Annotated in this window: 11 protein-coding genes; 1 reads left to right on the top strand and 10 read right to left on the bottom strand. The window is 73.6% G+C overall.

The window, feature by feature from the left end:
- From ACWAT2_RS00820 to ACWAT2_RS00805, 4 genes are all read right to left on the bottom strand, one after another.
- Positions 1–523, bottom strand: a 523-nt coding sequence (locus tag ACWAT2_RS00820; protein WP_480048343.1) for an NAD-dependent epimerase/dehydratase family protein, incomplete at its 3' end; no start/stop codon positions are given.
- 86 nt (positions 524–609) lie between these two features.
- Entirely contained in the window at positions 610–1,464 is an 855-nt protein-coding gene (locus tag ACWAT2_RS00815; RefSeq protein WP_480048341.1) for an RCC1 domain-containing protein, read from the bottom strand.
- Positions 1,465–1,612: 148 nt separating this feature from the next.
- Positions 1,613–2,245: an FMN reductase gene (locus ACWAT2_RS00810; protein WP_402371851.1), complete on the bottom strand. Its 633-nt coding sequence runs from the start codon at positions 2,243–2,245 to the stop codon at positions 1,613–1,615.
- Positions 2,242–3,438, bottom strand: coding sequence for an LLM class flavin-dependent oxidoreductase (locus ACWAT2_RS00805; protein ID WP_402371853.1), 1,197 nt, complete (start codon positions 3,436–3,438; stop codon positions 2,242–2,244). Before ACWAT2_RS00805 ends, ACWAT2_RS00810 begins: the two co-directional genes overlap by 4 nt.
- Positions 3,439–3,752: 314 nt before the next feature.
- Between ACWAT2_RS00805 and ACWAT2_RS00800 the strand changes: the two genes are divergently transcribed.
- Positions 3,753–4,097 carry an RNA polymerase-binding protein RbpA gene (locus ACWAT2_RS00800; RefSeq protein WP_402371854.1) on the top strand — a complete coding sequence of 115 codons (345 nt, stop codon included), beginning with the start codon at positions 3,753–3,755 and terminating at the stop codon, positions 4,095–4,097.
- Positions 4,098–4,192: 95 nt separating this feature from the next.
- On the opposite strand, the gene ACWAT2_RS00795 is transcribed toward ACWAT2_RS00800, so the two are convergent.
- The 6 genes from ACWAT2_RS00795 to tatC all read right to left on the bottom strand — a co-directional run bounded on the left by ACWAT2_RS00795 (position 4,193) and on the right by tatC (position 13,157).
- A complete protein-coding gene (locus tag ACWAT2_RS00795) occupies positions 4,193–4,936 on the bottom strand; it encodes a polyprenol monophosphomannose synthase (protein WP_402371856.1) in 744 nt (247 codons plus the stop codon).
- Complete coding sequence (lnt, locus tag ACWAT2_RS00790; protein ID WP_402371858.1) at positions 4,936–6,690, bottom strand: apolipoprotein N-acyltransferase; 1,755 nt, start codon at positions 6,688–6,690, stop codon at positions 4,936–4,938. The genes ACWAT2_RS00795 and lnt overlap by 1 nt, the downstream gene beginning before the upstream one ends.
- 7 nt (positions 6,691–6,697) lie before the next feature.
- Positions 6,698–8,365, bottom strand: coding sequence for an amidohydrolase (locus ACWAT2_RS00785; protein ID WP_402371860.1), 1,668 nt, complete (start codon positions 8,363–8,365; stop codon positions 6,698–6,700).
- A gap of 64 nt (positions 8,366–8,429) precedes the next feature.
- Positions 8,430–11,291 carry a DEAD/DEAH box helicase gene (locus ACWAT2_RS00780; RefSeq protein ID WP_402371861.1) on the bottom strand — a complete coding sequence of 954 codons (2,862 nt, stop codon included), beginning with the start codon at positions 11,289–11,291 and terminating at the stop codon, positions 8,430–8,432.
- Positions 11,292–11,364: 73 nt separating this feature from the next.
- On the bottom strand, positions 11,365–12,387 hold the full coding sequence (locus ACWAT2_RS00775) for a diacylglycerol/lipid kinase family protein (protein ID WP_402371862.1): 1,023 nt from the start codon (positions 12,385–12,387) through the stop codon (positions 11,365–11,367).
- Positions 12,384–13,157 carry a twin-arginine translocase subunit TatC gene (tatC, locus tag ACWAT2_RS00770; protein WP_402371864.1) on the bottom strand — a complete coding sequence of 258 codons (774 nt, stop codon included), beginning with the start codon at positions 13,155–13,157 and terminating at the stop codon, positions 12,384–12,386. Before tatC ends, ACWAT2_RS00775 begins: the two co-directional genes overlap by 4 nt.
- Position 13,158 lies beyond the last annotated feature (1 nt).

Genomic DNA, 13,158 nt, shown 5'->3' with positions numbered 1-13,158 from the left:
GCAGCGCGATCCGCAGCCCGTCGGTCGCGGCGGCGACGTCGGTCATGATGCGCTCGATCATCACCTTCGTCTGCCCGTACGGCGACGAGGACGACAGGTGCTCCCAGTCCTCGCGGTAGGGCACGGGAGCCCGCTCGCCGTAGACCGTGGCCGAGGAGGAGAACACGAGCCTGTGCACGTCGTGGCGGCGCATCGCCGCCAGCAGCGACAGCGTCGAGTCGAGGTTGTTCCGGTAGTACTCCAGCGGCTTGGCGACCGACTCCCCCACGGCCTTGAGTCCCGCGAAGTGCACCACCGCGTCGAAGCGCTCGTGGGCGAACAGCAGGTCGGTCTTCTCGGCGTCGGTGAGGTCGATCGCGTGCACGGGCACGTGAGTGCCGGACAGCGCCTCGAGCCGGCCGATCACGGCCGGCTTGGCGTTGGAGAAGTCGTCGACGACGACGACGTCGTGACCGGAGGCGACCAGGGAGAGGACGGTGTGGGAGCCGATGTAGCCGGCGCCGCCGGAGACGAGAACGCGCATGGCGCCGAGCCTATCGCGCGCCTGGCGCCGTCCTCGACGACCGGGCAGGTCACGTGCAGCCTAGATTCCCTGGTTTTCGTGTCGTGTCAGCTGAGGCGCCAGGCTGCGGTCTGCAGTTGACCGTGGCTGTCGTCACCGGTGGCGACGACGGATCCGTCCGCGCGCAGCCCCACGGTGTGCGCGCCACCGGCTGCCACGGCCACGATGTCCTGCCATTCGGAAACGGCGTACTGCCCTAGCTCGGCACTTCCCGCTGTGACGACGTTGCCCTCGGCAGTGAGGCCGACGCTGTGGTAACCGCCTGCGGCCACGGCCACGATGTCCGTCCACCGCTCGCAGCCCGTCCAGAACGCCGGGTGGCCGGTGGCGTGGACGCGGCCGTCCTGCGTGAGGCCGAGGGTGTGTAGGTATCCGGCGGCGAGCCCGGTGAGCCCGGTCCAGTCACGGACATCGCACTGGCCCCACGTGTCGCTCCCCGCGGCGCAGGCGGTCCCGTCGGACCGACGTGCCACGACGTGCCAGTCCCCGCACGTGATCTCACGCACTTCGCGCCAGTTGTGGAGTCCCGCATGCGCCATGCGTTCGGTGGCGATGGCGGTCCCGTCGCTGCGTAGCCCCACACTGAAGCGCCACCCCGCGGCGACCGCCACGATGTCCTGCCAGCTCTGCACCTCGCATTGGCCGTGGTTGTTCCAGCCGCAGGCCCGAACGGTTCCGTCGGCTCCGAGGCCCAGCGTGTGGGACTTGCCGGTGTTGCGGGCCACGTGCACGCTGCCGGCGTCCACGGCGACGACATCGCGCCACGTCGACGTCCTGCACTCCCCGGCGGTGTCCGCACCGACGGCGACCACGGTGCCGTCAGCCCGAAGTCCGACGGTGTGCCGTCGACCGGCGGCAATCGAATGACGAACGACCTCGGGGTCCGGAATCACACGCACCATCCCAGCAGCCCCGACAGACGCCTTCAACTCGGGGCCTCCAGCGAGCGTGCAACCTACTCTGCGCGACCAGCTCGATACGCCCGAGATCGCGCAATGTGGGCAGGCGTGTCCACGCAATCTGCGCTGCACGTCGATGGTCGCTCGGTCGTCAGCTGCCGCCGAGCAGCTCGGTGAAGCTCGGCGTCGACGCGAACGGGTCCGCGGGGCCGTCGTCCTGGCGCTGTGCCGCGCGGCGGGCGAACTCGCGTCCCGCCCGCTCGATCCGGCGCGGCAGCCCGGCGCCCGTGTCCGCGGCGCTCGCGGCCCAGTCGTCGGTGGCCGCGAACACGCTGGTGGGCACGGTGTCGGCGTGCAGGTAGGTGAACAGGGGCCGCACCGCGTACTCCAGCGCCAGGGAGTGCCGCGCCGTGCCACCGGTCGCACCGAGGAGCACGGGCATGCCGCTCAGCGCGTCGGGGTCGAGGATGTCCCAGAACGACTTGAACAGCCCCGAGAAGCTCGAGGTGAACACCGGGGTGACGGCGATGACGCCGTCAGCGCCGGTCACCGCCTCCTGGGCACGGGCCAGGTCGCCGGTGGCGAAGCCGGTGAGCATCGCGTCGACCACGGGGTGCGCGAGGTCGCGCAGCTCGATGTTCTCGACACGGACCGGGTGGCCGAGGTCTTCGAGCTCGCGCACCGCGGCGTCGGCGAGGCGGTCGGCCAGCAGCCGGGTCGACGACGGCTGGGACAGCCCGGCCGAGACGATGGCGATCGTGCGGGACTGCTCGGACGTGGTCATGCGCGGGCCTCCTGCGTGACGTGCGTCGGGTCGTTCGGGCGGCCGCCCTCGGCGACCGTGCCCGTGTAGGGGTCGGTGGCATCGCCCACGTGCGTGGCGCCGGCCTCGCCGGACGCCGCCGCGGCCGCCACGCGCTCGGCGTGCGTGGGCGGGTTCAGCGGCACGTCCTCGGCGGGGCGCTTGGCCTCGACGATCTTGCGCAGCTCGGGCACGACCTCGCCCGCCAGCAGGTCGATCTGTTCGAGCACCGTCTTCAGGGGCAGGCCGGCGTGGTCGACGAGGAACAGCTGGCGCTGGTAGTAGCCGACGTCCTCGACGAAGGACGCGTAGCGGTCGATGACCTGCTGCGGCGAGCCCACGGTCAGCGGGGTCTGCTGCGTGAAGTCCTCCATCGACGGCCCGTGCCCGTAGACGGGGGCGTTGTCGAAGTAGGGCCGGAACTCGTTCCACGCGTCCTGGGAGCGCTTGCGCATGAACGCCTGCCCGCCCAGGCCGACGATCGCCTGGTCGGCACGCCCGTGGCCGTGGTGCTCGTAGCGCTGGCGGTAGAAGCGCACCATCTGGCGCGTGTGGTGCATCGGCCAGAAGATGTTGTTGTGCAGGAACCCGTCGCCGTAGTAGGCGGCCTGCTCGGCGATCTCCGGGGAGCGGATCGAGCCGTGCCACACGAACGGCGCCACGCCGTCCAGCGGACGGGGCGTCGAGGTGAAGCCCTGCAGCGGGGTACGGAACTTGCCCTCCCAGTCCACGACGTCCTCGGTCCACAGCCGGCGCAGCAGCGCATAGTTCTCGACGGCCAGCGGGATCCCGTTGCGGATGTCCTGACCGAACCAGGGGTAGACGGGGCCGGTGTTGCCGCGGCCCATCATCAGGTCCATGCGCCCGTCGGAGATCACCTGGAGCATCGCGTACTCCTCGGCCAGGCGGACCGGGTCGTTGGTGGTGATCAGCGTGGTGGCGGTGGACAGGGTGATGTTCTTCGTCACCCCGGCCAGGTAGCCGAGCATGGTGGTGGGGCTGGAGGCCACGAACGGGGGGTTGTGGTGCTCGCCCGTGGCGAAGACGTCGAGCCCTGCCTCGTCGGCGTGCCGCGCGATGGTGAGCATGTTGCGCACGCGCTCCGTGTCGTCCGGTGCCCGCCCGGTGGTCGGGTCGGACGTGACGTCGGAGACGGAGAAGATGCCGAACTGCACGATGACTCCCAGGATCGCTCACGGATTCATGCGTTTGCATGTACCGACGGTCTCAACCCGTCCACCGGCCCCATTGTTCCCGGCCCCCGCCCGCGCCACCGAGGGACGACGGCGTGACGTCACCCACAACGGGCACCCTACGCCCGGTCTCGACTTGCGTGCCGGGCTCGCGCTGGCCAGCCTTGACCTGCACGCTGCCCCGCCGGGGCGAGCCGGTACGCTTCACCGGTTCTTCACGCCGCGACGGAACAACCGCCGTCAGGTGCGCGTTGGACACCTAGGCCCCTTTAACCCCTTGACCTGTGGAGGACGACATGGCTGACCGCTCCCTGCGCGGCATGAGCATCGGCAGCAAGAGCATGGAGTCCGACGAGGGCGTGGACTTCGCCCCGCGGTTCCAGGCGCACTACGACTGCCCCAACGGGCACACCATCATTCTTCCGTTCTCCACCGAGGCCGAGGTTCCCCCGCTGTGGGAGTGCCAGTGCGGCGCCGAGGCGCTGCTGCGCGACGCGGAGCGTCCCGAGGCCAAGCCGACCAAGCCGCAGCGCACCCACTGGGACATGCTGCTCGAGCGCCGCTCGGTGTCCGAGCTCGAAGAGCTGCTCGACGAGCGCCTCGAGCTGCTGCGCACCGGAAAGCTGCGCCGCTCGGCCTGACACGAGCCGGCGGCGGGCAGCCCGCCGCCGAGGTGACGAGTGCGGTCCTCCGTCGATGGCCGCACTTCGTCGTCCCCGACCGGTGGTGAGCGGCGTCAGCGCGAGGAGAACAGCCCGCGCACCTGGCCCCACCGGTGCCGCAGGCCCCACAGCGTGACCTTGCGCAGCGCCTCGGCCACGATCGAGCGCGACATCTTCGAGACGCCCGCCGCACGCTCCACGAACGTGATGGGCACCTCCGCCACCGCTCCCCCGCCGCGCAGCACCCGCCAGGTCATGTCGACCTGGAAGCAGTAGCCGTGCGACTCCACCTGCGCGAGCTCGAGGCCCCGCAACGTGGCCGCGCGGAACGCGCGGAATCCGCCGGTCGCGTCGCGCACCCCGATACCCAGCGCGAGGCGCACATAGGTGTTGCCCGCCCGCGACAGCAGGAGCCGGTGCCACGGCCAGTCGACCACCCGGCCGCCGGGCACCCACCGCGACCCGATCACCAGGGCCGGGGCGTCGTCCGCCGCGAGCCGGCCCAGCAGACGCGCCAGCTCCTCGGGCCGGTGCGACCCGTCCGCGTCCATCTCGCACAGCACGTCGTAGCCGCGGTCGAGCCCCCAGCCGAACCCCGCCACGTACGCCGCGCCCAGACCCCCCTTGCCCGCGCGGTGCAGCACGTGCACCCGGTCGTCCTCGCTCGCCCGGCGCGCGGCCAGCTCGCCGGTGCCGTCCGGCGACGCGTCGTCGACCACCAGCACGTCGACCTCCGGCGCCGCGGCCCGCAGCCCGTCCAGCAGCACCGGCAACGACTCGCGCTCGTCATAGGTCGGCACGACCACCAGCGTCCGCATCACTGACCCCGGGCGCGGCGCTCGCGGACCGCGGTGACCAGACCTCCGCCGACGAGCAGGACAGCGAGCCCGCCGACCGTCCAGCCCGGCCAGAAGCCGGCCTGCACGGCAGGGGTCAGGGTGGTGCGCAGGGGCAGCGCCGCGACGAGCTGGTCGGCGGTGAACAGACCGGTCCGGGCCATCAGCGTGCCGTCCGGGGCGACGACGCCGGAGACCCCGACGGTGGAGATCTGCACGGCGGCCCGGCCGGTGGTCATCGCCTGCATCCGCGTCATGGCGAGCTGCTGGGTGGACTCGGCCGTGTAGCCGAACGAGGCGTTGTTGGTCGGCACCACGAGCAGTTGGGCGCCGCGGACCACCGCGTCGCGCACGATCTCGTCGTAGGCGACCTCGAAGCAGATGATGGTCGCCATCGGCACGGTGGAGCCGTCGTCGCGCGGCAGGTCGATCACCGCGGGCTCGGTCCCCGCGAGCATGTCGTTGGTGACCCGGTCGACCTGGTCGGAGAAGATCCGCACGAAGCTGCGCAACGGGATGTACTCCCCGAACGGCGCGGGGTGCTGCTTGGCGTACCGGTCGGTGACGCCCTGACCCGCCTGCCACAGCAGCGAGACGTTGTACCGCCCGCCGGTCTCGGGATACTCCTGGGCACCCACCAGGATCGGGGCGTCCACGGCGGTGGCGGCGTCGTCGAGCGCCGCGGCGACCTCGGGCGCCTCCTGCGGATCCAGGTCGGAACCGTTCTCCGGCCACAGCACGACGTCGAGGTCCTCGCCGCGCCCGGCCAGGACGGAGGTCCCCGCGAGGTGGTTGTTCAGGACCTCCGCCCGGTTGGCGAACGAACCCAGGCCGGGCTCGGCCACGTTGCCCTGCACCGCGCCGGCGAGCAGGACGGGACCGTCGGTCTCGTGGGTCGAGGTGCCGGCGTCGACCACCGTGGAGTCCAGGTCCGCGGTGCGTACGGGTGCCGGGCCCGACCCGGCCGGCAACGGCAGCGCGGCCGGTGCCACCACGCACAGCACACCGACGGCGAGCAGTCCGGCGGCCCCGGCGAGGGCTCGTCGGGACGAGGCCGGACCGGTCCGGGTGCGCCAGGCGGCCACCGTACGCCCCACGGCCAGCGCCCCGAGGACGCCGGCGAGGGCCACGAGCAGGGAGACCAGCGTGGTCCCTCCGAGCCACGCGGCGCGTCCCGTGGGCGCGTCCACCATGGTCCAGGCCAGGCGCCCCCAGGGAAAGCCTCCGAACGGGGCCTCGGACCGCCACTGCTCGACGGCCACGAGGACCACCGCGAACGCGCCCGCGTGCGCGACGGCCCGGCCCCAGGAGCGCACGGTGGTGGCCTCGCCGCGCAGGCGTAGCCACGGCAGCCGGCGCGCCCACGTCCACAGCGCGCCGAGCAGCGCCCCGAAGCTCGCCTGCAGCATCGACAGGGCAAGCCACGGGACGGTGTCGGTGGCGAAGTTGGCCCACCAGATGTGCGGGAGCCAGAACGTCAGCATCGCGACGAACCCGACCAGGGCGTTCCACCCGGCAGCGCGGCGACCGTCACGGCGCAGTGCGGCGTACAGCAGGCCGACGCCGACGAACGCCAGCGGCCAGGCGCCGACGTCGGGGAACGCGGCCCACCAGGCGCACCCGGCCGCCACCGCGAGGAGCAGGGTGGCCGGTCGGGAGGTCCACAGGCCGCTTCGAGCCGCGGTCGACGGCGGTGCGGTGGCCGCGCGGTCGCTGTCGGGGGTCAGGATGGTCACCACGGGCTCAGGCGTCGATCGCGTCGAACAGGACGACGCCGTCGCGCACGGTACGCAGGCACTGCGGCGTCGGCATGCCTGGTGACAGGTCGGGCAGCAGCGGCTGACCCGAACGCGCCTCGGGGTTCCACTGGGACAGCCGGCCGGGCGCGGACTGCACGGCCAGGGAGTCGGCACGCCAGACCGCGAGGTGGGCGGGCGCGCCCACCCGCAGCTCTCCGGCGCCGGTGTGGTCGAGGCCCGCGAGCCGCCACCCGCCGCGCGAGTGGGCGCGGAACGCAGCGCGTGCGCTGATCCGCTGCGCGGGGTCGGCATGGCTGATGGCGCCGCGCACCGCGGCCCAGGGGTCCACCCGCGTCACCGGCGAGTCGGAGCCGAACGCCAGGGGCACCCCCGCACCGGCCAGGTCGGCGAACGGCGACAGGCTCGACGCGCGCGGCCCGCCCAGCCGGCTGGCGTACATCCCGCGCGGTCCGCCCCACGTGGCGTCGTACGCGGGCTGGATCGACAGCGCCACCCCGTACAGGAGCAGCGCGGCCAGGGCACCGGCGTCGACCAGCATGGCGTGCTCCACGCGGTGGTGGCCGCTGCGCACCGGCCCGGCGCCGGCGCGGTCGGCGGCGAGCTCCAGGCCGCGCACGACCTCGTCCATCGCGCGGTCGCCGATGACGTGGAAACCGCCCTGCAGCCCGGCCTCGGAGCAGGCGACCAGGTGGGTGGCGACCTGCTCCGCCGAGAGGAAGAGCCGACCGTTCGTCGAGGTGCCGGACGCCGTGGGGTACGGCAGGTCGGCGTACGCCGAACGCATGGCGGCGGTGCGCGAGCCGATCGAGCCGTCGACCGCCAGGTCCCCACCGACGCCGGTCAGGAACGGCAGCTGCGCCCGCAGGCTGCGGGCGTCGTCGGCCGACTCGCACAGCTCGCCGCGGTAGGCGACGACGTGCGGCAGCGGCTCGGCGGGGTCGGCCGCGAGGGCCATCAGCTCGGTCAGCCCGGCACGGGTGTCCACGTGCGGCGCGCTCATCTCGTGCAGGGACACGATGCCGTGCGAGGCCGCCTGGCGCAGGGCCTGCCGGTAGGCACGGGTGCGGCGTGCCGGGTCGACGTCGTGGGCGGCGGCGCGGGCACGGACGTAGCTCTCGCCCGTGACGACGCCGGAACCGTCCCACGACAGGTCGTGGTCGAGGCCGGTGGCGGCCGCGAACGTGGTGGACACGAGCGCCGTGTGGCCGTCCACGCGGACTGCCAGCGTCGGGCGCCCGCCGGTGGCGGCGTCGAGCTCGCCCAGGTGGGGGGCGCGACCGGCGGGCCAGGCGTGCTCGTCCCAGCCGAAGGCGAGCAGGACCTGGGTGCCGCCCGGGTCGCGGGCCTCCAGGCGGCGGGCCCCGGCCGCCAGGGCGTCGAGGGCGTCGGGCAGGTCTCCGACCGCGCCGGGTGTCAGGTCCACCGACTCCAGCGCGAGTCCCGTCTCCAGGGTGTGCAGGTGGGAGTCGACGAACCCGGGTGTCACCAGCGCCCCGTCGAGGTCGACCACGTGGTCGGCGCGGGCGGCCAGGCCCGCCGCGGTGTCCTCGGCGCCGAGCCAGGCCACGACCCCGTCGTCGACGAGGATCGCCTCGGCGAACGGGTCCGCGGCCGAGTGGACGACACCGTTGCGGTACAGGGTGGAGGTCACGGCCGAAAGCCTAGAGCACCCGGTCGGCCCGACCGTCATGCGCCGGTTCACGATGCCGTCACGATCACAGGCTCGAGTAGGCCACCACCCCGCGCAGGACGCCGTCCTGCGCCTTGCGGGCAGACGCCCGCACCGCGGGCCGCGGCGCGGCGACGGCGAGCTGGTCGAGGACGTCGACGACCTGCTTGCACCACCGCACGAAGTCCCCGGCGGCGACGTCGGTGCCGCGCAGCACCGCGTCCAGGCTCTTGCCCGAGGCCCACCGGTGCACGGCCCCGGCCAGGCCGGGGTCCAGCGGCCCGGTGGCCTCCAGGTGGTGGGTGGCCTCCAGCGCGGTGATCTGCGCCCAGACGTGCGCCGTGGCGTCCAGCGCCGTGGCGAGCCGGCCCTGAGGGCCGCCCGGCAGGTACGGCTCGCCCACCTCGTCGCGGCGGCCCGAGTAGACCACCGCGGAGACCGCCGCGGCGAGCTCGGCGGGATGCAGCCCGTCCCACGTGCCCTGGCGCAGGCACTCGGCCAGCAGCAGGTCGTCCTCCGCGTACAGCCGGCGCAGCCAGCGTCCCTCGTCGGTCACCGCCAGGGCGCCGGACTCGTCGCGGCCCAGGTAGCCGAGCTCGCTGAGCAGGGCGCAGGTGCGGTCGAACGTGCGCGCGATGGAACCCGTCCGGCCCTCGATGCGTCGCACGAGGGTGGCGTGCTCGCGGCGCAGCTTCTCGGCCCGCTGCGCCCACCGGGCGTGGTCGTCGCGCTCGGGGCAGCCGTGGCAGGGATGCTCGCGCAGCTCGGTGCGCAGCCGCTGCACGCGCGCGTCCGAGGCGGCGTCGCCCCGCCGTCCGGGGCGCCCGGGTGCCCGCCCGCTGCCGCCGTCGTCAGAGAACGCGCCCAGGGCGCTGCGCATCGAGGAGGCCAGGTCGCGCCGCGAGTCCGGCTTGCGCGGGTTGAACCCCGACGGGATCTTGACCCTCGTCACGGTACGCACCCCGTCGGGCACGTCGGCCAGCGTGAGCTTCTTGACCTGCTTCTCCTGGGTGAGCACCGTGGGGCGCGGTCCGTCGAACCCGCCCTCGCCGCGGCCGGGGTCCAGCACCACCACGTACCCGCGACGGCGCCCCGTGGGCACCTCGACGACGTCGCCACGGCGCAGCTTCTCCAGCGAGGCGACCGCGTCGGCACGCCGGGCACCCTGCTCGGCGCGCGAGAGCTCCTTCTCACGGTCGCTCAGGGCTCGGCGGATCGCCATGTACTGCGCGAAGTCGCCGCGCTCGCACGTCATGGCCTCGAAGTACCCCTCCAACGCCTCGGCGTGCGCCTGGGCCTGCTTGGCCAGCCCCACCACGCCACGGTCGGCCTGGAACTGCGCGAAGCTCGTCTCGAGGACCTCGCGCGCCCGCTCGGCGCCGACCTGGCTGACCAGGTTGACCGCCATGTTGTAGGTGGGGCGAAAGCTCGAGCGCAGCGGGTACAGACGCCGGGACGCCAGCCCGGCCAGCGCCACCGGGTCCAGGCCCAGGTGGTCCACCACCACCGCGTGCCCCTCGACGTCGATGCCGCGACGCCCGGCACGCCCGGTCAGCTGGGTGTACTCCCCCGGCGTGACCGGCTGGTGGGCGGTGCCGTCCCACTTGACGAGCTTCTCGAGCACGACCGAGCGGGCAGGCATGTTGATGCCCAGCGCCAGCGTCTCGGTGGCGAAGACCACCTTGACCAGCCCGCGGGCGAACAGCTCCTCGACCGTCTCCTTGAACACCGGCAGCAGGCCCGCGTGGTGCGCGGCGATCCCCCGGCACAGCGCGTGCTGCCAGGACCAGAACCCGAGCACCTCCAGGTCCTCCGGCGGGATCGTCACCGTGCGCTCGTCGATCACGCGCCGGATCTCCGCCTCCTCCTCCGCGTCCGTCAGGCGCAGGCCCGCGCCGAGGCACTGCTCGACCGCCCCCTCGCACCCCGCCCGGGAGAAGATGAAGTAGATCGCCGGCAGCAGCGCGTCGGAGTCGAGCGCCTCGACCACGCCGAAGCGCCGCGGCGTGCGACGCTGCGGCACCGCACCCCCGGCCGGACGCGCCCCGCCGCGACCCCGGTAGCCCCGGTCGCCGCGACTCCGACGCCCGCGCGGGGAGCCGCCGTCGGACCGTCCGTGGGTGCGGAACAGCCGTGCCAGGTCAGGGTCGATCGGCGGGTTCGTGCCCGGGGCGGTCGGGTCGACGTGCCCGGCGTACAGGTCGAACAGGCGCGGCACACCACGCGGCTCCGTGGGTGCGGTGATGACGTGCTGCCACAGGGGCACCGGACGGCGCTCGCTGACCACGACGGCGGTGTCGCCGCGCACGGTGGCCAGCCAGTCGCCGAACTCCTCGGCGTTGGACACGGTCGCGGACAGCGAGACCAGCTGGACGTGGCCGGGAAGGTGGATGATCACCTCTTCCCACACCGGGCCGCGGAACCGGTCGGCAAGGTAGTGCACCTCGTCCATGACGACGTAGGACAGCCCTTCGAGCGCCGTCGAGCCTGCGTACAGCATGTTGCGCAGCACCTCGGTGGTCATCACGACCACCGGGGCGTCGGCGTTGATGGAGGTGTCGCCGGTGAGCAGGCCGACGTTCTGGGCGCCGTGGCGCCGCGCCAGGTCGTTGAACTTCTGGTTGCTCAGCGCCTTGATGGGCGTGGTGTAGAAGGCCTTGGTGCCGGACGCCAGCGCCAGGTGCACGGCGAACTCGCCCACGACGGTCTTGCCGGCGCCGGTCGGTGCCGCGACCAGCACGCCACGGCCGGCCTCCAGGGCGGCGCACGCGTCGGCCTGGAACGGGTCGAGCTCGAAGTCGAGCGCCGTGCGGAACCGGCCGAGCTCGCCGACGGCGTCGGCCTTGTCGCGGGCGGAGCGGGCTCGAGCGGCGGCATACCGCTCGGCGGGGCTGAGGTCGGCCGTCATGCTCGCCACCTTACGGCGCATCTGCCGTCCTCCCGCTGCTCGGCGCTCTGCGCGGAGCGCCGCGAGCGACGGTTCAGGAGCGCCCGTCGGTCAGCACCCGCAGTGCTCCGCGCACGGCCCGGGCGGTCACGGGCAACGGTCCGAGCCGTTCGCCGTCGCCGTGGGCCTCGGGCAGCGCGCCGGTCCCGGCCGGCAGGTCTCGTGCGGGCGGCGGCGCGGGGGCGATCGTGACGGCGCGGGCCCGCAGCAGGTGCACGTCACGGCGGCGCACGTGGCGTCCGGAGAACATCAGCGCAAAGGCGATCGCGGCGCCGGCGCGGGTGAGCACGGGCGCCACGAGCACGTCGAGGAGGCCGTCGTCGGTGCTGGCGTGGGGCGCGACCCGGATGCCACCGCCGATCCGGTCGGTGTTCGCGGCGGTCACCATCGCCGCACGGCCGGTCCAGGTGGCTCCGGGCCCGCCGTCGCCCGACCCGCTCAGGGGCAGACCGTCGTCGTCGGTCACGCCCTCCAGGTGCAGGGTGTAGGCCCAGGCGCGGAAGGCGGCAAGCTCGGCCAGCGCGGCCAGGGTGTAGCGCGAGGGTCCGCGGGGACGGCGCATGGCGTTGGCGCGAGCGTTCACGGCGGCGTCCAGGCCCGCGGACACGGCGCCCGCGACCCAACGGTCGGCTCGTCCCGGCACCGTGACGTGGATCGCGTCGACGGCGCGCTCGGTCCCGGCGGCCAGCGCGGACAGCAGTCCGGCGCCGGCGGCGGCGTGGTCGCGCACGGGCAGACCGAGGCAGGTCGCGAAGTCGTTGCCGGTGCCGACCGCCACGATCCCGAGCGGGGTGCCCGTGCCGGCGACGGCCTGCGCGCCCAGGTGGACCATGCCGTCGCCGCCGACGACGACCAGCGCGTCCACGTCCCCGGCGGCGACCGCACGGCGGGCGTGCGCCGCGGCCTGGACGACGTCGCTGCCGGACAGGTCGGTCACCGTGTGCCCGCCGGCTCGCAGGAGGCCGAGGATCTCCCGGCCTGCGCGGGCGCCGCGTCCGCCGCCGGCGACCGGGTTGACCACGACGCCCAGCCGTCGTCCGCGGTCGGCCCGTGTCACCCGGTCGGTGCGACGCGGCGCCGGTCGACGCGCCGGTCGTGCAGGAAGCAGATGCCGGTCGCGATGAAGTACAGGGCGCAGATGGGGCCGGCGATCGCGAACATGCTCAGCACGTCCATGGTGGGGGTGACGATCGCCGAGAAGATGAACGACACGAGGATCGCCCACCGCCAGCCGGCGAGCCAGGTGCGGGCGCGCACGGTGCCCATGAGGTTCAGCACCACCATGAACACCGGCACGAGGAACGCGATGCCGCAGGCCAGGATGAGGCGCATGACGAAGCTCAGGTACAGCTGCGCGCCGACGAGGTTGGAGCTGCCCTCCGGCACGAAGTCGTTGAGCACCGTCACGACCATGGGCAGGACGTACCAGGCCAGGGCTGCCCCGGCGAGGAACATCGGCACGGCGGCGAACAGGAAGCCGTACACGTACCGCCGCTCGGTGCGGGTCAGACCGGGGTTGATGAAGGCGAAGACCTGGTAGAGCCACCAAGGGCTGGAGACCAGGACACCGAGGAACAGTGAGACCTTGACCTGCATGTCGATCGCGGTCGCCACGCCGTCGAAGTTGAGCCCGATGAGGGCGCCGCGGCGCTCGGCGGCCTCGTGCAGCGGCTGGACGAGCGCCGCCAGGAGCGGGTCGTAGAGGATCCAGCCGAGGACGGCGCCGGCGAGCAGGCCCAGCGCGATGCGCACGACGCGCTTGCGGACCTCGACCAGGTGCTCGCGCAGCGGCATGCGCCCCTCGGGGTCCCGGGGGGTGCGGGGCACG

The sequence above is a fragment of the Isoptericola sp. GX10416 genome (genome assembly GCF_056590155.1).
This window is presented reverse-complemented; position numbering and strand designations above follow the sequence as displayed.

Excerpts from the sequence above, each read along its gene's own strand:
- ACWAT2_RS00800 (WP_402371854.1), top strand. The coding sequence starts at position 3,753 with ATGGCTGACCGCTCCCTGCGCGGCATGAGCATCGGCAGCAAGAGCATG.
- ACWAT2_RS00780 (WP_402371861.1), bottom strand. The coding sequence starts at position 11,291 with ATGACGGCCGACCTCAGCCCCGCCGAGCGGTATGCCGCCGCTCGAGCC.
- ACWAT2_RS00795 (WP_402371856.1), bottom strand. The coding sequence starts at position 4,936 with ATGCGGACGCTGGTGGTCGTGCCGACCTATGACGAGCGCGAGTCGTTG.
- ACWAT2_RS00815 (WP_480048341.1), bottom strand. The coding sequence starts at position 1,464 with ATGGTGCGTGTGATTCCGGACCCCGAGGTCGTTCGTCATTCGATTGCC.
- ACWAT2_RS00810 (WP_402371851.1), bottom strand. The coding sequence starts at position 2,245 with ATGACCACGTCCGAGCAGTCCCGCACGATCGCCATCGTCTCGGCCGGG.